We start from the raw sequence: 20,971 nt of genomic DNA, 5'->3' as shown, positions 1-20,971 counted from the left end.
AAATTTGTCTACTAACTTTCAGTGATAAAACTAGGGAAACCTAAAAAAGAATCGTTAAAAATCGCACGCTACATAACGCAGCACTCGTAGATTATCTCGACGTCCCTTACCGTTTTCGCCCACTCGATGACCTTCCTCGGCGGGTTCGTCAGCCTGTCAACACCCGCCAAAACCGCTCCCCTGTCGAAGTCCACGCGCCATCTCCCTGTCGGCCGCATGCAACCGATGCTCAGCTCTCCGTCAAAGCGCTCGCGCGCGTATTTGACCACCTTCAGGCTCTCCTCAACGCTCGGTTTTGGAACGTTCTCCATCTCCGTTCCCTTCGTCGGGATGAGAACGTCCAGAACGAGGACGTCTATGGGGTACTGGATGAGCAGGTCAATCGCCCTGAACTCCCAGTGGATTCTCCCGAAGTCGAGGCCTATCGTTATGTGGGGCGCGACTTTAATCCCGTTCTCGGTTAAGAGGTCGACTATCCGGAGGTAGTCCTCGACAGTCCTGTCTATTTTGTAGACCCTCTTGATGACGTCATCGTCACCAACAAAATCGAGGGAAATGACATCAACGTATTTCAGCCAATCCAAATCGTTTTCGTCTATGAAGCCGACGTGGGCGTTGAGCTTCAGGTTCGTTCTTTGCTTTATCTCCCTCAGTTCGTCCGCGTATCTGTCAATCGGCACCTTCAGGCGCGAATCCATTCCCCCGCTGAGCAGACAGCCCAGACCTCCGGAGCGCTCGAGGTCGAGGCAGAAGTTCAGCAAATCCCTTCGCGTTGGCTTCTTCATGCCCTCGAGGTAGTGCCTCCCGCAGTGGGCGCAGTTCAGGGAACAGTAGCTCCCTGTGAGTGAGATTGAGGGAAACTTAACTCCCGGAATGTAGATTTTTAATTTCTTCATTTAACTCACCTCTGGGGGTTGTAGGGGGCAAAGCCCCCTCCGGTGTTTAAATGAGAAGGGAGGGTTTGGATACTTCTGAGCTTCTTTCTTTCCTTCATCAAAGCACCCAAATGAAATGAGAAGAGAGAGTTAAAACCCTAACTGGAGGCTTCAGAGGAACGGGTTGTGGAACTTCTTGCCCGGATAAACCGCGATCCCCTCGAGCTCTTCCTCTATGCGGATGAGCTGGTTGTACTTGGCGTTCCTGTCGCTCCTTGCCGGAGCGCCGGTCTTTATCTGGCCGGCGTTGATGGCAACGGCTATGTCCGCTATCGTCGAGTCCTCCGTTTCTCCGGAGCGGTGCGACACCACGACGCCGTAGCCGGCGCGGTAGGCGGTGTAGGCTGCATCTATCGCCTCGCTCAGCGTTCCAATCTGGTTGACCTTGAGGAGGAGAGCGTTCGCCGCTCCGAGCTCTATGCCCTTCCTTATCCTCTTCGGGTTTGTCACAAACAGGTCGTCGCCGACTATCTGTATCTTCCTTCCGAGCTCCTTCGTTATCTCGACGAAGCCCTCCCAGTCCTCCTCGTGGAACGGGTCCTCTATCGAGACTATCGGGTACTTGCTCACGAGTTCCTTGTAGAGCTCAAGGAGCTCTCCCCTGTCGTACTCCTTCCCGGCGACGACGTACTTGCCGAGCTTTTCGTCGAAGAACTCGCTCGATGCCGGGTCGAGGGCGAAGGCTATCTCGTCGCCGACCTTATAACCCGTCTCCTCGATGGCCTCGGTGAGGAGGTCGAGGGCTTCGCTCGGCTCCTTGAGGGGCGGGGCGAATCCACCCTCGTCGCCAACGTTTACCGCGTTCTTGCCGTACTTCTCGGCTATGACCTTCTTGAGGGTGTGGTAGGTCTCGGAAACCCACCTTATGCCTTCCCTGAAGGAGTCGGCTCCAACGGGCATTATCATGAACTCCTGGAAGTCCAGCTCGTTGCCCGCGTGGACGCCTCCGTTGATGACGTTGCTCATCGGAACTGGCATGACGTAGGCGTTGGTTCCGCCGATGTACTGGTAGAGGGGCAACCCGAGGGCGTTCGCGGCGGCCTTGGCAACGGCGAGGGAAACGCCCAGAATAGCGTTGGCTCCGAGGTTGCTCTTGTTCTCGGTGCCGTCGAGCTCAATCATCAGCATGTCGATGTCCCTCTGCCACGTAACGTCCATTCCGATGATCTCTGGCGCTATAATCTTGTTGACGTTCTCGACCGCCCTTCTGACTCCCTTGCCGTGGAAGCGCTTTCCGCCGTCGCGGAGCTCGACCGCCTCGTGGGTTCCGGTGCTCGCTCCGCTTGGAACGGCGGCGCGTCCAACGCTCACCGGCGTGTAGACCTCGACCTCAACGGTCGGGTTTCCCCTGCTGTCGAGGATTTCCCTCGCTATAACGGCAGTAATCTCGAACGGGTTCTCCATCTCAATCACCTCGGGTGATACTAGCGCCTCTCTCTTATAACCGTTTTGAAGCTACACTTCAAGCCAGTTTGAAGCCGTCGGGGGGCTTAAATAAAATGATGCCGGAGTGGTTAACGGTGGGGAGGATGAGAAGGGTGTACGCCCTCTTGGTGATCGTGGCTTTCATTGCCTCAATGCTCCCGGCCCGATCGATTGGGGCCTGCTTCAGCCCCTCCGATCTCTACTCCGTTGAGGTCCTGCTCAATAAGCCCGGGATAGAGTACAACCTCTCTCCAGGCGTTCCCGGGGAGATAGATGTCGAGGGGAGGACTTTCCTGCTGAAGGTGTGGAACGGGAGTTACGGCCTTCACGTCCGCGTGGAGATCCCAACCGTCCGGCAGCTTGGCGCCCACTGGGTCTACTCTGGAACCCTCGTGCTCACATCTGACGCCCTCGAAAAGCTCAGGGAGAGCGGCTGGCTCATCAACGGGAGCGAGCTCATCAGGGGAAACGCCACCTTCCGGATCACGAATCAGGGCTGGGAGTGCAAATCAGATTCCGACTGCGCCACCGGCGGCTGCTCCGGTGAGGTCTGTGCACCGAAGGTAGTGGTGGGCAGGATAGCTACCCCCTGCGTTTACGCCCCCTGGTATCAGTGCTTCCAGCTCACGAGCTGCGGCTGCGTGAACGGCACCTGCTCCTGGAAGCCCAACCCCGAGTTTGAGAAGTGCCTGAGGAATTATGGGGTTGATCCATCGAGGGTCATACGGGCCGGTCCCACAGGGATCGTTGGAAAGGCCCCGGATCCGGACGAGCTCAGAGAAGCCGTTGAGGAGCTTTTGAAGGCAACGGGGATTAACTGCACGAGCGTTGAGATTCAATCGCGTTCCGAGGAGGGGCCGGCCTACCGTACCTCAGAAGTGAACGCCTCGAAGGTTGTTGAGAAGGCCCTTGAAGAGCTGGTATCCAGAGGTGTCATCAGGGGCCTCACGAAGGAGGACATCGTGGAGATAGCGAAGGCCGCTGAGTGGGGCAACGCCGGCTGGAACTCCCACATCGGCTGGTACGAGACGAAGAACGGAACTTATTCGTGGATACCCTACGATGAGAGCAAGGATCCTCTGCTGATTCGCACCGTCGGCTGCGGCTACTGGGACACCGGAAACGGGGATAGTGCCGTGTCGCCCGATGAACCCGGGATCAACGGAACCCAGCAGGGAACCCCCGAGCGCACGGGCTCAAGCTCCACACCTGCTTCGGGCTCTATTAAAACCGTCTGCGGCCCCGGGCTGATAGTCCTGCTCTCCCTGGGGGTCATCGGGAGAAGGAGAAAATGATCAGCCCCCGCTCACGGGCGGGAATATTGCCACGATGTCGCCGTCCCTGAGGGTCTCGTCGAAGCGCACGTAGCGTCCGTTGCGCGATACGTTGACGTCCGCCAGGTCGTCGTCCTCTGCGAAGACCTCGTTCCTGAGAACGGGGTGTAGCTCTTTTATCTTTTCTATGAGGTCCCTGACGGTCGCCCCTTCAGGGAGCTCGACTTCTTCCTCCCCTTTGCCCACGAGGGAGCGGTAGCGGGCGAAGTACCTAACCGTGACCTTCATGACCATCACCGGCTAAACTTCTCAGGCGGTCTAAAAAAGTTTGTCAAAAAAGTAGGGAAGCCCGTGAGGGCGTGAGACGTGAGATTGAACTCAGATAACCTGAGCAAAGGCAAACTTCCTCTTAACGGAGTTTATAACGATCTCAACCTCGTCCCCGACCTGGGTGTTCGGGACGAAGATAACGAACCCCTTGATCTTGGCGATGCCGTCACCGCCCTTACCAAGGCTCTCGATCTTAACCCTGTATCTCTCCCCAACCTTGACCGGGGCTTCGTTTCCATATCCACCAAATCTGTCTCCATACATACCTAACACCAACTTTCCAGTATTGGGGCTCCTCCGAAAGACTCCGAGAAGAGTCCCAAGCTGAGTTGCCGGGAGACTATATAAAGGTTTGCATTTGGAAAATGAAATCAAAACTCGGGGCCGAGGGGAAGTCTTCTCTTGTGCTCGCTCCTCCTCACGAGGTTCTCAACGTACTCAACTCTCTCAACGGGAACTCCGAGTTCCTCGGCTATCTTCCCCTTTTCCATCTTCAGATCCACGAGGCGCCAGAGGATTTCGTCGAGGAGGCGGTAGCTTATGCCGAGCTCGTCTTCATCGGTCTGGCCCTCCCAGAGGCCGGCGGTGGGTTTCTTCTCGATTATTCTCTCGGGGACGCCGATGAGCTTCGCTATTTCCCAGACCTCGGTCTTGTAGAGGTTTATGAGCGGTGCGTAGTCGCTCGCCCCGTCGCCCCACTTGGTGAAATAACCCGTCAGGAACTCGCTCCTGTTGCTGGTTCCGAGGACGAGGTAGTTTTTGGCGTTGGCGTGAGCGTAGAGTATTATCATCCTCGTTCTGGCCATTATGTTACCGAGGCTTCTCTTATCGGGCTGGAAGCCGAGCTGGGAAACGAAGGAATCAACGATAGGTTTGATGTTTATCTCTCTGCATTCAATCCCGAGGGAGGAGCAGACCAGCCTCGCGTCCTCAACGTCTTGGTTCTTGTAGTAGGGCATTATCAGGCCGAGAACTTTTTCCTTCCCGAGGGCCCTGGCGGCAAGGTAAGCGGTCGTGGCGCTGTCTATTCCCCCGCTTATACCTATCACCACACCCCCTGCACCGGCCTCGTTGACCTTTTCTCGAATGAAGGCGGTGATCCTCTCGATTACCTCCCCGTAATCCAGCTTCCTCATCCGATCACCCTTCGAAAGTTCCCCCTCGCTCTTAAGCCTTTTTTGGTTGGGATTTCCACCATAGGTTTAGAACGGGACGTTCTCCACTTTTGCTTCAAATTCTAAACTTTGAAAAAGCCTTTTAAGAGCTTTTTAGCCAATTAGAACGGGGATAAATGAAAATCGGGCAATTTGGGAGTTTAAAACTGAAAGTTGGGGTGAGGTGTATGGGTTTCATGGTTGCCTTCCTCTTTGCGTACGTCCTCTGGCTCGTACTCACGGCCGGGACTAAGGGAATGTTGTGGAACGGCCAGGAGCTAATAGCGGGTCTGATCTTTGCGGCGATAGTTGGATACGCCACGAAAGACGTGATCGGGGAAAGGGCCAGCCGCTTCCTCAACCCTGCCAAGTGGATTCTGGGAATTGCATACGCTCCGGTCCTTTTCTGGGGAATGGTCAAGGCCAACCTCGACGTTGCCTACAGGGTCATAACGGGCAAGATAAGGCCAGGGATCGTGAGGGTCCCCGTTGAGCTTGAAAACGACGCCCAGTACACGATTCTGGCCAACTCGATAACGCTAACGCCTGGAACGCTCACAATCGACGCCTGTCCCGATGAGAAGGCCCTCTACGTTCACTGGATAAACATCCCCCCCGGACTTGAGAGGCCGGAAAACTCCGAACCGGTTTCTGGACCCTTCGAAAAGTGGGCCAGGAGGTTGGGAGAATGATCGCCCCTGAGTTCTTTTACGCGGCGCTGGTTGTAGCGATCGGCGGATTGATCTGCATCCTGAGGGCCATGATAGGTCCAACGGTCCCGGACAGGGTCGTGGGAGTTGATACGCTCAACACGCTCGTCGTCGCTGGAATGGTTCTCCTCGGAGCGGCCTACGACAGGACGATTTACATCGACATAGCCATCGTCTACGCCTTCCTGAGCTACATTGGAACCCTTGTAATAGCGCGCTACCTCCAGGGGGGATTGAGATGAGTTCGGTGAGCTATCTGATCTACGCCTTCCTCGCGGTCAGTCTGACGTTCAACACCCTCGGAAGCATAGCCCTCATCCGCTTCCCGGACGTTTACACTCGCCTTCATGGAGCGACCAAGTGCACGACCTTCGGAACGATATTCGCGGTTCTGGCCGTTGTAACCCACGCCCTCTATCGGCTTCACGTTACAGGCGACCCCAAGTACCTCCAGATGGCCCTTCACAGCCTCGTTGCCCTCGTGGCGCTCCTCCTCACGAACCCCGTTGGAGCGCATGCAATAGCGAAAGCCGCGCACCTGAGCGGTTACAAGCCGGCCAAAGCGGTCGTTGACGCCTACGAGGAGAAGCTCGGGGGTGGTGCGGAATGAACGCCCTCACGATTGACATGGCGATTCAGGCTATCATCCTCATCGGCGTTCTCATCACGGCTTACCTCACGATTCGCTTTAGAGACCTGCTCGCCGCTGCACTCATGTCCGCGGCGATGAGCCTGCTCCTCAGCCTTGAGTTCTACATGCTCCACGCCCCGGACGTTGCGATAGCCGAGGCAGCGGTTGGAGCCGGTGTGGTTACGGCAGTTGTGGTTTACGGCATAGCCAAGACCGAGAGATGGGAGGTGGAACCGTGAAGAGAACAATCGCTTACCTCTCACTGCTCTTCATCCTCGGAGTTCTGCTCTACATAGCCAACCCCAACTACGGCCTCGTCTTCGGGCCAGGGGGGAAGGAGTGGCTGGCCCTCCGCTACACCGACAACTACTACATCCAGCACGGTGTCCAGGAAGTCGGCGGTATGAACATAGTCACCGACATAGTGTTCGACTACCGTGGCTACGATACGATTGGAGAGGCGACCGTCCTGTTCACGGCCATAGCCGGCGCGATTGCTCTTCTGAGGCCCTGGAGGAGGGATGAGGCATGACTTGCAGGCCGAGGTGCGGTAGCGATATGGGGCTCATCGTCAAGACCTCGGCGAGGGCAATAATCCCGCTGATAGGCATCTTCGGTGCATACATAGTCATGCACGGTCACCTGACACCGGGAGGTGGCTTCCAGGGAGGAGCGACGATAGCCGGAGCGGGAATACTGTTCCTCGTCGCCTTCGGCCTCGATGAGATGAGAAAGCACTACAACAAGAACCTGTACTCCGCGCTTGAGGGAATCGGCGGCCTGGCTTTTCTCGGCGCGGCGATGCTCGGAATGGGAGTGGCGTTCTTCTACAACACGCTCTGGCACAACGGCCCGTTCTTCAACGGAAAGCCAGGAACGCTTCTCTCCGCCGGATTCCTGCCCATAATGAACCTCGCCGTCGGCCTTAAGGTCTTCACGGGCCTCGTCAGCGCGCTGACCGCGATAGCGCTCTACAGGAGGTGGAAGTCATGATTCAGTTTCAGTTCATCACGGCCTTCCTGCTCATAGTCCTCGGAGTTTATGCCTTCCTCGCGAAGAGGAACCTCATCAAGCTGATTCTGGCTTTAGACATCATAGACTCCGGAATACACCTGCTCCTCATAAGCCTCGGCTACCGCATAGAGCTCAACGAAATCCCGACCGCGCCGATTTACACCGGCTACGAGACTCTCAAAAACCCGATGGTCGGCCCGCTTCCACAGGCCTTAGTTCTTACGAGCATAGTCATCGGCGTCTGTGTGCTCTCGCTCGCGGTCGCGCTCACGATAAACGCCTACCGCCACTACGGAACCCTTGACGTGAGAGCTCTAAGGAGGTTGAGGGGATGAACGGGCACGAGATACTTCCCTACCTCATAATCATCCCGCTCTTCGGAGCGTTCTCGATGCCGATAGTGAACCTCCTCGGCAGGAAGGCGAGGGAGGCGTGGGCAGTCATAATCACCGGCGCCACCTTAGCGGTGGGCTCGGCGCTCTTCTACTCGGTCTGGGAGAATGGTATACTCGTCTACACCCTCGGAGCCAAGAGCCCGCTCGGCCAAGCTAACTTCCCGATAAGGATAGTCTGGGAGGTCGACCTCTTCGGCGCGATAATGGTCCTCATGGTAACGCTCGTGGGCTTCCTCGCGGTGGTTTATTCCCTCGGCTACATGAAGCACGACACCGGCCTCGACAAGTACTACACCCTCATCATAATCCTCGAGCTCGGAATGCTGGGCATAGCGATAACCGGCGACCTCTTCAACTTCTACGTCTTCCTCGAAATCATGAGCATCGCCAGCTACGCGCTGGTGGCCTTTAGAAACGACACCTGGGAGGGCATCGAGGCCGGCATAAAGTACATGTTCGTCGGCTCGATAGCGAGTTCGTTCATCTTACTCGGCATAGCGCTCCTCTACGGCCAGTACGGAACGCTGACGATGAGCTATCTCGCTGTTAAGCTCGCCCAGAACCCAACCGTTACGGCGAAGGTCGCGCTGGCGCTCTTCATAGCAGGACTCCTCTTCAAGAGCGGTGCATCTCCGGTCCACATGTGGCTGGCAGACGCCCACCCGGCCGCGCCGAGTTCGATAAGCGCGATGCTCTCGGGTCTCGTCATAAAGATAGGCGGAATCTACGCTTTAACCAGGATACTCTTTAGCATCTACGGGCACAGCGTCAGCATGAAGACAGTCGGCTGGGTCATCATAATCTTCGCCTGCATAACCCTCATCGTCGGCAACGCGATGGCGGTAATCCAGAACGACATGAAGCGTCTTCTCGCCTACTCCTCGGTCGGCCAGATAGGTTACATTCTGCTGGGCCTCGGAATCGGCTTAGCCGCTTATGGAAGCCAGACCGGCGAGATAGCGATGGCGGGAGCGATTTACCACACCTTCAACCACGCCCTCATGAAGGCCCTCCTCTCCCTCATCGCGGGCGTTGTGATTCACCAGCTCGGCACGAGGGACCTCAACGAGCTGAGCGGTCTGGCCAAGACCATGCCGAAGACCACCTTCGCCTTCCTCATCGGAGCCGCCGCGATAATAGGAATGCCGCCGCTAAACGGCTTCGCGAGCAAGTGGCTCATCTACGAGAGCTCGGCGATATTCAACCCGATACTCGGCGCGATAGCGATAATCGGAACGGCATTCTGTACCGCCGCCTATGTCAAGGTGCTCTACACCTTCTTCGGCAGGCCGAACGAGAGGGTCATGAAGGCCAGAGACCCCGAGGGAAGCATGCTCTGGCCCATAATAATCCTCGCAGTCGCGATAGTCGTCATGGGACTCTTCCCCTGGCAGATAAGCGACAAGGTCATGATTCCAGCTGTCAAGGCCCTTGAGAACCAGCTGGCATACATAAGCGCGGTCCTGGGAGGTGCGTGAAGATGTTCGGCTACTGGGATGCCCTTTACTTCGTCCTCGTTTTCATCGTCGGACTCATCTTAGCGTATCTCCTCGACCAGTGGGCGAAGAGGAGCGGAATGGGAACGAAAGAAGTTGGCGACGGGACGAAGATATTCATCAGCGGTGAGGACCCGGACAAGGTTATTCCAGGCTTCGAGCACCTTGAGGGCCACTACACGGGAAGAAACGTCATGTGGGGGCTAACTTACGCACTCAAGCGCTTCTTCACCGTCCTCAAGGCCGACCACACCGGACTGCTGACCGACTACGTGAGCTACCTCGTCATCGTTACGGCCTTCGTGATGGGGGTATTGCTCATCTGGGGGTGAATGGGAATGGCAATAACAGTTCCCGCCAACAACTCAAACTCATCGGAGCGCGAGAGGCTTGAGAAGAGAATCGCCCAGCTGTGTCGCTACATCGGGAAATCCCCCTGGGTCTTCCACGTGAACACGGGCTCGTGCAACGGTTGCGACATCGAAATAATAGCCGCTCTAACGCCACGCTACGACGCGGAGCGCTTCGGAGTCAAGCTCGTCGGCAGTCCAAGACATGCGGACATACTCCTCGTAACCGGGCCCGTAACCAACCAGAGCCTTGAGAGGGTCAAGCTCGTCTACGAGCAGACCCCAGAGCCGAAGATAGTCATAGCCGTCGGCTCGTGCCCAACGGGCGGAAGCGTGTTCTACGAGAGCCCCTTCACCAACGCACCGCTGAGCAACGTGATTCCGGTGGATGTTTACGTCCCGGGCTGTCCGCCGAGACCGGAGGCGATACTACATGGGGTTGTTTTGGCACTGGAAAAGCTGGCTAAAATCCTGAAAGGAGAAGTCCCGGGAGGGGAGGAACATGAATGATAATCCCATTAACGAGGCGAACGAGGTTAAAGAACCAACCAAAGCCGAGAAGGTCGCGAAGGCGATAGCGGAGCGCTTTCCAAACGCCCAGGTTGAGGTCAGGACCAACAAGTGGGGGCGCGAGAGGGTCTGGGTGAGAATCGACAGGGAAAGCTACCGCGAGCTGATGAGGTTCATAAAAACGCTTGACGGCGAGGCCCACTACTCGATAGGCATCGAGCAGGACTGGGGGAACGAGCTGGGCTTCCTCAGTCATCTCGTGATTTACTACGATGACGCACCGGCGGTATCGCTCATAGTTGACGTCCACGCGCCGAAGGACGACCCAACGCTCCCCGACATCAGCGATATATTTCCGATAGCCCTCCAGTTCGAGAGGGAAGGAATGGAGATGGTCGGAATAGACTTTGAAAATGCACCGGACAAGAGGAGGCTCTTCCTGCCTGACGACTTCCCCGAAGGAATCTATCCACTCCGCCTCGACGACAAGGGCGTTCCCGAGGAGATGGTGCACAACGCAGGGCATCCGTACTACCTGAAAGGGGGGAAGAAAGCATGACAAAGGTTGAATACTGGGTCAAGATACCCTTCGGTCCGATTCACCCCGGTCTGGAGGAGCCCGAGAAGTTCATACTCACCCTCGACGGCGAGAGGATAGTTGACGTTGACGTCAAGCTCGGTTATAACCTGCGCGGAATCCAGTGGATAGCCCTCAGGAGGAACTACGTCCAGATAATGTATCTGGCCGAGAGAATGTGCGGGATATGCAGTTTCTCCCACAACCACACCTACACGAGGGCCGTTGAAGAAGCGGCCGGAATAGAGGTGCCCGAGAGGGCAGAGTACATCCGCGTAATCGTCGGCGAGCTCGAGAGGATTCACAGTCATTTGCTCAACCTCGGCGTTTTAGCTCACGACATAGGCTACGATACCGTGCTCCACCTCACCTGGCTCGCCCGTGAAAAGGTCATGGACACGCTTGAGGCAATTGCTGGAAACCGCGTCAACTACTCGATGGTAACCATCGGAGGCGTCAGGAGGGACATCGACGAGAAGAGGAGGCGGATAATTCTCGACATGATAAAGTACTACAAGGAGGTCTTCCCGCAGATTGAAGATATTTTCCTCCACGACCCGACGATAGAGGCCCGTTTCAGGGACACTGCTGTTATAAGCAAGCGCGTGGCGCTGGAACAGGGAGCCGTCGGTCCGACGGGAAGGGGAAGCGGAATCCGCGACGACGCGCGCTGGAGCGAGAGGCTCGGCGTTTATCCAGATTTGGGAATAAAGCCCGTCATGCCCCAGGACGTTACCGGGGAGAGGCCGAGGGGAGACGTATTCGACAGGATGGCGGTAAGGGTGGGCGAGCTGTGGCAGAGTTTGGAGCTTATCGAGCACGCCCTCGACCAGATGCCCGACGGAAAAATCAAGACCTTCCCCAAGGACAACGTTCTCGTCGCCAAGCTCAGGATAATGGTGGACGGAGAGGGCATTGGAAGGTACGAGGCCCCGAGGGGTGAGCTGATTCACTACGTCCGCGGAAAGAAGGGAAGCGACAAGCCCCTCCGCTGGAAGCCCAGGGAGCCGACGTTCCCGAACCTCTTCGCGGTTGCCGAGGGTGTTAAGGGCGACCAGGTCGCGGATTTCGTGGTCGCTGTTGCCTCAATAGACCCGTGCCTGAGCTGTACCGACAGAGTTGCGGTCGTTGAAGACGGAAAGAAGAGAATCCTGACCGAAAAGGACCTCCTGAAGGCCTCGATAAAGAAGACGCGCGAGATTAATCCCGACGTGAAGGGAGACCCAACCCCTGTGGGGTTCGGCTGTTCGAGGTGATGCTCATGGACGTGATGGGAAGCATAGTTTACCCGATTGCAGGCCTGCTCGGGCTCTACGGCTTCGTCTCACTGGCCTCGCTCCTCTGGGAGGGAATAGACAGGAAGTTAGTTGCGAGAATGCAGAGGCGCGTTGGACCACCGCTGATACAGCCGTTCTACGACTTCCTCAAGCTGATGAGCAAGGAAACAATAGTCCCGAACACGGCAAACTACATGTTCAGAGCGGCCCCGGTTCTGGCACTTGCAACTGCGATAGCGCTCCTGGCTTACACGCCGATGGGATTCACCCCGATTTTAGCGAGCAAGGGCGACGTCATCGTCTTCATCTACCTATTGGCACTCATCAGCTTCTTCAAGATAGTTGGAGCGATAAGCTCAGGCAGTCCCTACGCGAAAATCGGAGCGGCGAGGGAAGCGACGATAATGGTGTCCAGGGAGCCGGCAATGATGCTGGCAATCTTTGCGATAATGTGGCGCCTCGGAAAGCTCGGCGTTGACAAGCCCTTCAGCATGGGCATATTCTACCAGCACAACATCTGGGAAATAGGAACGCCAATGAGCTTCGTGGGGGCGATAATACTCCTCTACGTCTTCTGCGTCTGGCTGGCGAGCGAGATAGAGGTCGGGTTCTTCAACATACCAGATGCGGAGGAGGAGATAGCCGAGGGACTGCTCGTCGAGTACAGCGGGCGCTATCTGGCACTGCTCAAGCTGACGAAGGCTCTGAAGGCCTACATAGCGGCTTCCCTGGTGGTCGCGATATTCTTCCCCTGGGGAATAGCGGGCCACTTAACCGGCCTCTCAGCGGACGTTGTCAACCTGCTCTTCCACACACTAAAGGTCTTCATCCTGCTCTTCGTCGTCGGAAGCGTCTTCAGGGCAGTAACAGGAAGGCTGAAGATAACCCAGGCGGTGGACTTCCTCTGGAAGAACGTCTTCCTGGCCTCGCTCGTCGGCTCGCTCCTCCTCGCGATGGAGGTGATAATGTGAGGGCGCCAATACTCGTTCCAACGGTGCTCAGGAACCTCGTCAGGAAGCCAGCGACCAACCTCTTTCCAAAGACCGAGCCGGTGCCGGTTCCCGAGAACTTCAGGGGCCAGCTTAAGTACAACGTCGACAAGTGCGTTGGCTGTAGAATGTGCGTCACCGTCTGCCCGGCGGGGGTCTTCGTTTACCTGCCCGACATCAGGAAGGTGGCGCTGTGGACTGGAAGGTGCGTTTACTGCGCCCAGTGCGTCGACGTCTGCCCGACCGGAGCGCTCCAGATGAGTGACGAGTTCCTCTTAGCGAGCTACGACAACTACGACGACAAGTTCATTCCCCTGAAGGAGGAGAAAATCGAGGAGATACGGAAGAAACTTGAGGAGCAGAAGAAGGCCAAGGAAAAGGCCAAAGCCGAGAAGGCGAAGGCCGAAAAGAAAGCCTAACTGCTTTCCTTTTCACACTCCTTTTCCACGTCGAGCTCAACACCCATTTTGTTTGCGAGGGCCTTGAGCCTCTCGTAGTGGCCCCTCTCGATGTCGGCCAGGCGGAGGTAGATTGACCTGAGCTTCTCGTCGCGGCACTCCTCGGCCAGCTTTCTGTAAATCGTCTCGGCCAGCTTCTCGCTTTCGAGGGCTATCCTCAGGACGTCGCCGAGGTCCTCGACCTTCCAGAACTTGCCGAGGACGTTGAGGGACTCAACGTTGGGAACGTTGACCTCAATCAGATCGTCCCCGTACTCGCGCCGGTAGATCTCGTAGAGTTCGTCGCCGTGTCCCTTGGACTCGTCGCCGAGCTGTTTGAACGTTTCGTAGACCTCCGCCGGAAGGCCCAGCTCCTTTGCCCTCTCCGCTAATTTCCAGTAGGTTTCGGCCTCCTCGTATTCGCCCCTAATCCAGTAGCTCAAAAGCTCCCTCTCGTCGAGGTTCCTGATGCGTTCGAGGATTTCAACGCCCATGTCCACCACCTTACCCTACCTAGTCTTTCCACCCCGATAAAACTTCCGGTCAAAGGAGGGCCCTTATGAGTGAGGGGCTTATCCGCAGCAGGCTAGCGAGGAGGCGGGGCCGCTTTGCGATGGCCTTGAACGTCCGCAGATGATCGTCGAAGTCCGCCTGCTCCTCTATGACCTCAATCGCCTCCCTGCTTGAGAGCACCTCGAAGATCCTCTCGATGCCCTCCTGGTTCAGCCCCTTGAAGGCCTTCCTCACCTTCAGTCCGAAGGAGATCTGCCTCTTTATCTGAGAGCACGAGGCCTCGTAGGTTGAGAGGTCTCCGGTCAGTATCGCCCTCGCCAGATGGTGGGCGCAGATTGCGCCGAAAACTATTCCCCCGGCCGTGGTGGGCTTTATCTGGAGCGCCGCATCCCCGACGAGCGCGACGTTGCCCCTGATCCAGGGCCGTCTCCACCCGAGGCCAACGGTTCCCGCCTTGAACTCGAGTATCGCGGTCGGCTTTAGGCCCCTCACCCTGAGAAACCTGTTCAGGGCTTCGAGGCTTCCGAAGGTCCCAACCCTCGCAACGTCGTCGCTCAGGGGGGCAACCCAGTAGAAGAACTCGGGGTTGAGCTCCTTGTCCACCCAGACCTCCACGAAGTCCCGCCTGAATTCCCCGAGAACCTCTACCTCAAAGCCCTTGAGGAACTCCGCGCTGCTCTTGGCCCCGATTTCCCTCGCGACGGTGCTGGCCACTCCATCGGCTCCAACGTACACATCCGCCGACACCTCAAAGGTTTCCTTCAGGTGCTGGAGCCTCGCCCTTCCGCCGCGGAATCCCACGAACGTCGTTCCAACGAAGTAATCCGCTCCCCTCTTCACGGCATCCTCGGCGAGCTTTCTCTCCAGGGTTTTTCTGTCCACCACGTAGGCCTGGGCATCTTTCCGGCTTATCTCGAAATCCCGTATCCTTGAGCGGAAGGTTGCGCCCCTGAGGGAGTTCACTATGGCCTTCTCCGGAAATCCGAGCCTCTCGAAGCTCTCCCTCCCGATTATACCGGTGCACGCTTTCCCCCCGAAGGATCTCTTCCTCTCAACGACCGCGACGTTCAGCTTTCCCGCGAGGAGTTTTGCCAGGTAATTGCCAACGGGGCCACCTCCGATGATCAGCACGTCGTACCTCATCCTCACCCCTCGCCCGGAGTAGCTTTTAAACCCTAAAAACCTACCCTTTCCGGTGGTCCCATGAAGGTTCTGGTTACTGGCTTCGAACCCTTCGGCGGTGAGCAGATAAACCCATCTTGGGAGGCCGTTAAGGCACTTCCCGACGAACTCAACGGAGCAACGCTCCTGAAGGTTCAGCTGCCGGTCTCGTTCAACAAGGTTCGAGAAATTTTGCCGAGGCTAATCTCCAGGGAGAGGCCCGATATAGTCCTGCTGACCGGTCAGGCAGGCGGAAGGCCGAACGTAACGGTGGAGAGGGTCGCGATAAACGTGATGGACTCCACTATGCCGGACAACGACGGCTTTAAGCCGGAGGACGAGCCGGTATTCGAGGGCGCTCCAGATGCCTACTTCGCCACGATACCGGTAAAAGCCGTTGTAAAGGCCCTGAGGAAGGCCGGGATTCCGGCCGGCGTTTCCAACACTGCCGGAACCTACGTCTGCAACACCGCGATGTTCACAGCTCTTCACACGATAGCCGTCTCTGGAATGGAAACGAAAGCGGGCTTCATCCACGTGCCCTTCAGCCACGAGCAGGCCCTCGAGAAGCCGAGGCCGTCGATGGCGCAGGAGACGATAAACGAGGCGATAAGGAAAGCGCTGGAGCTGCTCGTTACTCCCTGAACAGCTCGTTGAAGTCGATCTCGTAAACCACCGAGCCGTTGAAGCTCTGGGCCTCCTTGAAGCGGGCTATGAGTGAGCTCAGGGTCTCTATCAGGGCTCCCCTTATTTCGCTCATTATTTTCTCCGCGTCCTCGCGGTTTTTGAGTTCGAAAACCTTCTCCCTGAGCTCCGAGAGCTTTATCTCTTCCTCCCCAAGTCTGATCAGAGGATCCACCCCGCTGAGGACGTTTTCCAGCTCTTCATCGAACTCCAGCTCCCTGACCCTGACGCGGTACACCCCAGTGAGAACGTCGTACTCCTTGTCGAAGACAACCCTCATCTTCATGTTACCACCGATTGGCTTTGGGCGTTGGATTAGATAACCGTTTTGGTGGCAACTTTTTAAAGCCCTCCCCTTATCCCGTATTAAGAGGTGGTGCTCATTCTCATCGTCGGTCTTGACGTCATCGGCGAGAACCCGAAGCGCTTCGCTGTCGTGAGCTGGTACAACGGAAGGCTTGAGCGAAAGGGTGAGTTCACCCTCTACCGCTTAATCCGCTTCATCCGGGCGAAGAGGCCAGATATAGTGGCGGTAGACAGCGTTACCGAGCTCGGCGACGACCTGAGGAAGTTCCTCCGCGCCCTTCCGCCGGGCACGAAGCTCGTCCAGGTAACGGGAAGGCCCGGTGAGCAGAGAAGCCTTCAGAGCCTCGCGAGGGAGCACGGGATAAGAACGACCGACAGGTTCGACCCCTATGAAGAGGCCAAACTCTCCGCATTGCTCGCGAGTAAAGGAGTCGGCTATGAGGTTCTGGCCTTTGAGGATGAGGTCATAGTCAAAGTTGTAAGGGGCAGGAGCCACGGGAAGGGCGGCTGGAGCCAGGACAGGTATAGAAAGCGCGTTCACAACCTCGTCCGCGACAAGGTGAGGGAAATAGAGGACAGGCTGAAGAGGGCGGACATTCCCTTCGACCTCGAGATCGAGGAGAAGGACTACGGCCTGGCGAGGGGCGAGTTCAGAATCTACGCGAGCAGAGAGGAGCTGGCCGGACTGGTAAGGCCGATGCGTGGCGGCGACGTCGAGGTCAGGATTTACCCGGTTGAGAGGGCAGAGCTCGGCTTCGCCCCGCTTAAGGGTGAGGAGGCCGTGAGGGAAAGGAAGAGCGTCATCGTTGGTATAGATCCTGGGATAACGGTTGGAATAGCGGTCATAGACCTCAGCGGCAACGTGATAGCGCTTTACAGCGAGAGGAACATGCCGGTCGGCGAGGTCTTCAGGTTCATAAGCGAGATTGGACACCCGGTTGTCGTGGCAACGGACGTTTCCCCGGCCCCGGGCTTCGTCGAGAAGATAGCCCGCTCCTTCAAGGCCCAGCTCTTCGTCCCGCGGGAGAGCTTAAGGGTTGAGGAGAAGAACGAGCTGTTGAGGAGCCTCGGCATCAAGGTCGATGACGACCACCAGCGCGACGCCTTGGCCGCCGCCTACAAGGCTTACCTTCGCCTAAAGCCCAAGCTTGAGCACGTCGAGGCGAAGCTCCGCGAGGCGGGGTTGAGCAAGAGGGCCGACGAGGTGAAGGCCCTTGTAATCCAGGGCTACAACCTCGGCGAGGCCATGCAGAAGGTCGCGAGGCGCGAGAGGCCGAGGGAAGAGGAGCCAGAGGAGCAGGCGAGCGTGGACGTCAGGCCCTACGTGAGGAAAATCCGCGAGCTTGAGGAGAGGATAGCGCTCCTTGAGAGGGAGAACGAGGAGCTCAGGGGTATAATCCGCGAGCAGAGGAGAACCATCGAGAGGCTTGAGCGCAGAATAGCGGACTACGACGAGGAGGTAAGGCGGAAGGTCCTCCGCGAGAGGGAGCTTGAGGCGAAGGTGAAGCGCATAGAGGTCCTTGAAAAACAGCTGAGGGAAGCTAAAGCGGTCATTGAGAGGCTGAGCAGGGATTTGGTCAAGGTCAAGAGGATGAACGTGGTTGAGATCCGCGGTAGCGCGGTTCCGCTGAAAGTTCTCAGAGTCCTCAGCTGGCGCGAGCTTGAGAGGATTGAGCGTGAGGTCGGGTTGAGGAGGGGCGACGTTCTGTTCGTCGTTAATCCTGCAGGGGCCGGAAAAGCGATAGCGGAGGAGCTGGTAGAGAAGGGGATAAGGGCTCTGATAACAGAGAAGCCCCTTCCGGGGCCGGTGAGGGAGGTTCTCCGCGAGGCCCATGTTCCTTTCTTCACGAGTGAAGAGCTCGACGTCAAGCGCGTTGACGAGTTCGCGGTCGTTGAGCGCGAGACCCTTGAGAGGGCAATCGATGAGCTGTTAGAGCGCTGGGCTGAGGAAGACAGGGAGAGGGAAGCGGAGAAGTTCCTCAAGCTGGTCGAGGAGTATCGGATTGAGCGCATAAAGGAGCTCAGGAGAAAGGCCGAGGAGGAGACTAAAGCCCGTTGAGGACTTCCTTCAGGGCCTTCAAATACCTCCCCGTTTCTTCGGCCCCTTTCTCAGTTATCCTTACCGCGGTTCTCGGTCTGTCCGCGAAGACCTTGTAGAGCTTTACGTAGCCGGCTTTCTCAAGTGTCCTCAGGTGGGAGTCGAGGTTCCCGGGCGTTACTTCGAGCACCTGGAGCAGTTCCTTGAATAGGGCCTTTCCTCTGGGCAGGAGGTAGAGCATGATTCCCAGCCTTACGGGGTTCCCGAGGACGTGGTTTTTCGTGAGTTCCCTCAGATGTTCCATCCTATCACCGCTCTATTGCTCTGAAGGCCGAGTAGAGGTACCAGAGGATCGTCAGGGAAAAGCCCGCGGCCACGACGAAACCGGCCCAGACTATGGCTCCCTCTGCCATGCCGGTGGAGCGTGGTATTCCGAGTGCGGGGATCAGGAACGCGGGAATTATCTCGCGCTCGCCGTTTTTGGGGTTGAAGCCCGCCATGACGAGCCACATCGCGAAGACTGAAAAGGCTATGAAGGTAAGGAATCCGGTTGCGAGGCTGGCCTCCTCCGTGACGCCTGGGTTCAGGCCCGGAACGATGATCCAGCCGAGTACGATGCCGGTTGCCCAGGAGAGTCCTATGAGGATCCCTGCGAGGGGAGAGCTCTCGATCTCCCTCCCTGTAACCCTCCCGAGCCTCTTGAGCCTTCCCCATATCCTCCCGGTAAAGGCCATCGCAACTGCGAAGCCTAAGGGCCAGTAGAGGAAGTTAAACCTCCAGTCCGGCTGGAAAAGACCCAGCATGACGTAGTACAGGAGCATTATTGCCAGCCACACCGCGAAGTTCATCGCCCCGTATAACTTCCCGGCCGCTATCAGTCTGCCCTCAACTCTCTCAAGGACGCTTTTGAGTTCCCTAACATCCTCCATCTTCCCCACCGTATAATGTTACGTCAACACCCTTATTTAGCCGGTTGTTTCTCTGAATTTCAGAACACAATGTTCTGGGAGTACCATCTAAGGCCTTTTCATTGAACACTTTGGGGAGTTAGTGTTAAATACTTTAACGCATGATCACCTATACAGGTGATCGGGGTGGAGGTACTGAGTACCGGTGTTCCCCTGCTCGACGAGGCCCTGGGAGGGGGTCTCCTCGAGGACAGCAACCTTCTGATAACCTACAGCACCTATTCCCGTGGATGGGCCCTCGGTTTTGAGATCCTGAGGCGCAGAATTGGTATGGGCGATTTCGGAGTAATACTCGATTCGGTTCTCCCGATCACGCCCCTCCGCATGGAGCTCAAGGCCGTAAACTTCGACATCGACGAGCTCGGAAGAAGGGGCGACCTCGCGGTCGTGGACATATTTTCCTCCTTCTACGGCCTCAAGTACGCGGAGGACTACGTCTACACCGACCCGACCATAGACGGGAGCACCTTCCTCCCCAAGTACAACGGGCTCTACCGGCGCATACTCAAGGAGCGGATCGGTGACAGACGGCCAGTTGGGATAGACGTCACCGTCGATGGAATGGCCTTTCTCCTCGGCGAGAAGAACTTCATCCGCGTCTTTCAGCGGCTCATGGCCCTCAAGGAGCGCGCCAGGATTTCGGAAAAGAGAAAGCGGCCCCTCAACATATTCCTCCTCAACCGGAGCCGCGCCTCGGAGGAGCTCGTCTCGTGGATGGCCCTCTACAGCCAGTACGTCATCGAGTTCCAGCCCACAGAGAACCCGGGCGTTGAAAGGTTCTTCGTCAGGAGCTCCCCGCTTCCGGATTTTGAGCCGAGCGCAGAGGGTTACATCTTCCGTCTCGTTAGGGGGAGAGTCGAGATAGAGAAGCCCGGGAGGTACGATTAATCCTCTGCTTTCCCCTTGATCTTCAGAACCGTCAGTCCCGCCAGATTCGCCGAGGAGTGAAGAGCGATCGCCGGGGTTATCCCTCCGAGGGCGAAAAGGTAACCGGCTAACGAGCCGAGGATGAATGCTCCGGTCACTATTCCGGCTTTTCTTCTCCTGTTTCCTTCGAAGGCCATCAAGTGCGGCAGGGCGAAGAGCAGGGCCGAGAAGAGTATTGCACTCCAAAAGTGGCCGTAGCTCAAAAGATAGCCCTCGATGAGCCCCCTCGTGAAGACTTCCTCTCCCAGCGGGGCGAAGATGAGGAGGAGAACGAATCTCTCAATCCCTTCGGGCATGAACTCAGGCATCGGTTCTGAGGGATTGCCCTCAAGCAGGTTGAGGATGAGGGACGTTCCAAAGCCGAGGATGAGGGCATGAGGAACGTATCTGAAGTCGGGAACGAAACCGAACCTCCCCGGTCCGCCAATGAGCTCGATCACCGCAAGCGAGAGGAGGAACATCGTCAGCTGCATCGCGAAGCCGGCCTTTCTCGCCCTCTTCTTGGCGGTTAGGGAGGCAACGGCCGTGGATGCGGCCAAAATCAACAGCCACAGGAGTAAGGCAACCGCGAACTCAATCATCCCCGGTCACCTTTCTCAGGATTTTGATAACTTCCCTGAGCTCTTCAACTCCCTCCTCCGTTATCTCCACGAACTTCCTTGGCCTCTTCCCGAAACCGTAGTAGGTTCTAACGATCCCGGCCTCTTCAAGCGCCTTCAGGTGGAACTCAAGGTTTCCGGCGGTGAGCTTCAAGGCTTCCCTCAGGCTCGCGAAGGTTGCCCTCTCCCTGGACAGCAGGTAGAGCGCTATGGCCAACCTCGTCGGATTGCCTAGCGGTGACTTCGAGAGCCCCGCGAGCTTTTCGAGCAT

30 protein-coding genes are annotated in these 20,971 nt (G+C 57.1%); 18 read left to right on the top strand and 12 right to left on the bottom strand.

What is annotated here, in order from left to right:
• Nucleotides 1-68: 68 nt before the first annotated feature.
• Both TAM4_RS08165 and eno read right to left on the bottom strand, forming a co-directional pair.
• Complete coding sequence (locus TAM4_RS08165; protein WP_014122767.1) at nucleotides 69-896, bottom strand: radical SAM protein; 828 nt, start codon at nucleotides 894-896, stop codon at nucleotides 69-71.
• Nucleotides 897-1,046: 150 nt separating this feature from the next.
• A complete protein-coding gene (gene eno, locus TAM4_RS08160) occupies nucleotides 1,047-2,339 on the bottom strand; it encodes a phosphopyruvate hydratase (protein ID WP_014122766.1) in 1,293 nt (430 codons plus the stop codon).
• A 125-nt stretch (nucleotides 2,340-2,464) separates the two neighbouring features.
• Between eno and TAM4_RS08155 the strand changes: the two genes are divergently transcribed.
• The gene (locus TAM4_RS08155; RefSeq protein WP_014122765.1) at nucleotides 2,465-3,655 is read left to right on the top strand and encodes a CGP-CTERM-anchored Cys-rich protein; all 1,191 of its coding nucleotides are present in this window, start codon (nucleotides 2,465-2,467) and stop codon (nucleotides 3,653-3,655) included.
• Here TAM4_RS08155 and TAM4_RS08150 read toward each other — a convergent pair whose 3' ends face one another.
• The 3 genes from TAM4_RS08150 to TAM4_RS08140 form a co-directional block, all read right to left on the bottom strand.
• The gene (locus TAM4_RS08150; RefSeq protein ID WP_014122764.1) at nucleotides 3,656-3,922 is read right to left on the bottom strand and encodes a ubiquitin-like small modifier protein 1; all 267 of its coding nucleotides are present in this window, start codon (nucleotides 3,920-3,922) and stop codon (nucleotides 3,656-3,658) included.
• A 90-nt stretch (nucleotides 3,923-4,012) separates the two neighbouring features.
• Complete coding sequence (locus TAM4_RS08145) at nucleotides 4,013-4,228, bottom strand: TRAM domain-containing protein (RefSeq protein WP_014122763.1); 216 nt, start codon at nucleotides 4,226-4,228, stop codon at nucleotides 4,013-4,015.
• 107 nt (nucleotides 4,229-4,335) lie between these two features.
• Nucleotides 4,336-5,100 carry an NAD+ synthase gene (locus TAM4_RS08140; RefSeq protein WP_014122762.1) on the bottom strand — a complete coding sequence of 255 codons (765 nt, stop codon included), beginning with the start codon at nucleotides 5,098-5,100 and terminating at the stop codon, nucleotides 4,336-4,338.
• Nucleotides 5,101-5,306: 206 nt separating this feature from the next.
• On the opposite strand from TAM4_RS08140, the gene TAM4_RS08135 reads away from it, so the two are divergent.
• Genes TAM4_RS08135 through TAM4_RS08070 form a run of 14 tightly spaced genes read left to right on the top strand, consistent with a single transcriptional unit; the run spans nucleotide 5,307 to nucleotide 13,486 of the window.
• A complete protein-coding gene (locus TAM4_RS08135; RefSeq protein WP_014122761.1) occupies nucleotides 5,307-5,810 on the top strand; it encodes a monovalent cation/H+ antiporter subunit E in 504 nt (167 codons plus the stop codon).
• Nucleotides 5,807-6,070, top strand: coding sequence for a cation:proton antiporter (locus tag TAM4_RS08130; protein ID WP_014122760.1), 264 nt, complete (start codon nucleotides 5,807-5,809; stop codon nucleotides 6,068-6,070). The genes TAM4_RS08135 and TAM4_RS08130 overlap by 4 nt, the downstream gene beginning before the upstream one ends.
• Entirely contained in the window at nucleotides 6,067-6,438 is a 372-nt protein-coding gene (mnhG, locus tag TAM4_RS08125; protein WP_014122759.1) for a monovalent cation/H(+) antiporter subunit G, read from the top strand. The genes TAM4_RS08130 and mnhG overlap by 4 nt, the downstream gene beginning before the upstream one ends.
• The gene (locus tag TAM4_RS08120; RefSeq protein ID WP_014122758.1) at nucleotides 6,435-6,698 is read left to right on the top strand and encodes a hydrogenase subunit MbhD domain-containing protein; all 264 of its coding nucleotides are present in this window, start codon (nucleotides 6,435-6,437) and stop codon (nucleotides 6,696-6,698) included. The genes mnhG and TAM4_RS08120 overlap by 4 nt, the downstream gene beginning before the upstream one ends.
• Complete coding sequence (gene mbhE, locus TAM4_RS08115; protein WP_014122757.1) at nucleotides 6,695-6,991, top strand: hydrogen gas-evolving membrane-bound hydrogenase subunit E; 297 nt, start codon at nucleotides 6,695-6,697, stop codon at nucleotides 6,989-6,991. Before TAM4_RS08120 ends, mbhE begins: the two co-directional genes overlap by 4 nt.
• 26 nt (nucleotides 6,992-7,017) lie before the next feature.
• Entirely contained in the window at nucleotides 7,018-7,452 is a 435-nt protein-coding gene (locus TAM4_RS08110) for a Na(+)/H(+) antiporter subunit B (protein ID WP_014122756.1), read from the top strand.
• Entirely contained in the window at nucleotides 7,449-7,808 is a 360-nt protein-coding gene (locus TAM4_RS08105) for an NADH-quinone oxidoreductase subunit K (protein ID WP_014122755.1), read from the top strand. Before TAM4_RS08110 ends, TAM4_RS08105 begins: the two co-directional genes overlap by 4 nt.
• Nucleotides 7,805-9,346: a proton-conducting transporter membrane subunit gene (locus TAM4_RS08100; RefSeq protein ID WP_014122754.1), complete on the top strand. Its 1,542-nt coding sequence runs from the start codon at nucleotides 7,805-7,807 to the stop codon at nucleotides 9,344-9,346. Before TAM4_RS08105 ends, TAM4_RS08100 begins: the two co-directional genes overlap by 4 nt.
• 2 nt (nucleotides 9,347-9,348) lie before the next feature.
• Nucleotides 9,349-9,696, top strand: a complete 348-nt coding sequence (locus tag TAM4_RS08095) for a hypothetical protein (RefSeq protein WP_014122753.1) — start codon at nucleotides 9,349-9,351, stop codon at nucleotides 9,694-9,696.
• Between the two features lie 6 nt (nucleotides 9,697-9,702).
• On the top strand, nucleotides 9,703-10,224 hold the full coding sequence (locus tag TAM4_RS08090) for an NADH-quinone oxidoreductase subunit B family protein (protein WP_014122752.1): 522 nt from the start codon (nucleotides 9,703-9,705) through the stop codon (nucleotides 10,222-10,224).
• A complete protein-coding gene (locus TAM4_RS08085; protein WP_014122751.1) occupies nucleotides 10,217-10,783 on the top strand; it encodes an NADH-quinone oxidoreductase subunit C in 567 nt (188 codons plus the stop codon). The genes TAM4_RS08090 and TAM4_RS08085 overlap by 8 nt, the downstream gene beginning before the upstream one ends.
• Nucleotides 10,780-12,057, top strand: coding sequence for a nickel-dependent hydrogenase large subunit (locus tag TAM4_RS08080; protein WP_014122750.1), 1,278 nt, complete (start codon nucleotides 10,780-10,782; stop codon nucleotides 12,055-12,057). Before TAM4_RS08085 ends, TAM4_RS08080 begins: the two co-directional genes overlap by 4 nt.
• Nucleotides 12,058-12,062: 5 nt before the next feature.
• Nucleotides 12,063-13,049 carry a respiratory chain complex I subunit 1 family protein gene (locus TAM4_RS08075; RefSeq protein WP_014122749.1) on the top strand — a complete coding sequence of 329 codons (987 nt, stop codon included), beginning with the start codon at nucleotides 12,063-12,065 and terminating at the stop codon, nucleotides 13,047-13,049.
• The gene (locus TAM4_RS08070) at nucleotides 13,046-13,486 is read left to right on the top strand and encodes a 4Fe-4S dicluster domain-containing protein (protein ID WP_014122748.1); all 441 of its coding nucleotides are present in this window, start codon (nucleotides 13,046-13,048) and stop codon (nucleotides 13,484-13,486) included. The genes TAM4_RS08075 and TAM4_RS08070 overlap by 4 nt, the downstream gene beginning before the upstream one ends.
• On the opposite strand, the gene TAM4_RS08065 is transcribed toward TAM4_RS08070, so the two are convergent.
• On the bottom strand, nucleotides 13,483-13,998 hold the full coding sequence (locus TAM4_RS08065; RefSeq protein WP_014122747.1) for a ferritin family protein: 516 nt from the start codon (nucleotides 13,996-13,998) through the stop codon (nucleotides 13,483-13,485). The two genes, TAM4_RS08070 and TAM4_RS08065, sit on opposite strands and share 4 nt — an antisense overlap.
• Before the next feature lie 49 nt (nucleotides 13,999-14,047).
• Nucleotides 14,048-15,160 (bottom strand): NAD(P)/FAD-dependent oxidoreductase, encoded by a 1,113-nt coding sequence (locus tag TAM4_RS08060; RefSeq protein WP_014122746.1) that lies wholly within the window; start codon nucleotides 15,158-15,160, stop codon nucleotides 14,048-14,050.
• 60 nt (nucleotides 15,161-15,220) lie between these two features.
• Between TAM4_RS08060 and pcp the strand changes: the two genes are divergently transcribed.
• The gene (gene pcp, locus TAM4_RS08055) at nucleotides 15,221-15,823 is read left to right on the top strand and encodes a pyroglutamyl-peptidase I (protein WP_014122745.1); all 603 of its coding nucleotides are present in this window, start codon (nucleotides 15,221-15,223) and stop codon (nucleotides 15,821-15,823) included.
• Here pcp and TAM4_RS08050 read toward each other — a convergent pair.
• Complete coding sequence (locus TAM4_RS08050) at nucleotides 15,813-16,148, bottom strand: hypothetical protein (protein ID WP_014122744.1); 336 nt, start codon at nucleotides 16,146-16,148, stop codon at nucleotides 15,813-15,815. The genes pcp and TAM4_RS08050 overlap by 11 nt on opposite strands.
• Nucleotides 16,149-16,235: 87 nt before the next feature.
• On the opposite strand from TAM4_RS08050, the gene TAM4_RS08045 reads away from it, so the two are divergent.
• On the top strand, nucleotides 16,236-18,227 hold the full coding sequence (locus TAM4_RS08045; protein WP_148258664.1) for a DUF460 domain-containing protein: 1,992 nt from the start codon (nucleotides 16,236-16,238) through the stop codon (nucleotides 18,225-18,227).
• Here the strand turns inward: TAM4_RS08045 and TAM4_RS08040 are convergent.
• Nucleotides 18,214-18,510, bottom strand: a complete 297-nt coding sequence (locus tag TAM4_RS08040; protein WP_014122742.1) for a transcriptional regulator — start codon at nucleotides 18,508-18,510, stop codon at nucleotides 18,214-18,216. The two genes, TAM4_RS08045 and TAM4_RS08040, sit on opposite strands and share 14 nt — an antisense overlap.
• A gap of 4 nt (nucleotides 18,511-18,514) precedes the next feature.
• Nucleotides 18,515-19,135, bottom strand: coding sequence for a hypothetical protein (locus TAM4_RS08035; protein WP_014122741.1), 621 nt, complete (start codon nucleotides 19,133-19,135; stop codon nucleotides 18,515-18,517).
• Between the two features lie 165 nt (nucleotides 19,136-19,300).
• Here TAM4_RS08035 and TAM4_RS08030 point away from each other — a divergent pair, with 165 nt between their 5' ends.
• Nucleotides 19,301-20,062, top strand: coding sequence for a hypothetical protein (locus TAM4_RS08030; protein WP_014122740.1), 762 nt, complete (start codon nucleotides 19,301-19,303; stop codon nucleotides 20,060-20,062).
• On the opposite strand, the gene TAM4_RS08025 is transcribed toward TAM4_RS08030, so the two are convergent.
• Nucleotides 20,059-20,682: a CPBP family intramembrane glutamic endopeptidase gene (locus TAM4_RS08025; RefSeq protein ID WP_014122739.1), complete on the bottom strand. Its 624-nt coding sequence runs from the start codon at nucleotides 20,680-20,682 to the stop codon at nucleotides 20,059-20,061. The genes TAM4_RS08030 and TAM4_RS08025 overlap by 4 nt on opposite strands.
• A complete protein-coding gene (locus TAM4_RS08020; RefSeq protein ID WP_014122738.1) occupies nucleotides 20,675-20,971 on the bottom strand; it encodes a transcriptional regulator in 297 nt (98 codons plus the stop codon). Before TAM4_RS08020 ends, TAM4_RS08025 begins: the two co-directional genes overlap by 8 nt.

The organism is Thermococcus sp. AM4, assembly GCF_000151205.2.
Taxonomy (GTDB): domain Archaea; phylum Methanobacteriota_B; class Thermococci; order Thermococcales; family Thermococcaceae; genus Thermococcus.
Note: the sequence above shows the minus strand (reverse complement) of the source record. Positions and strands in the feature narration are given on the sequence as shown.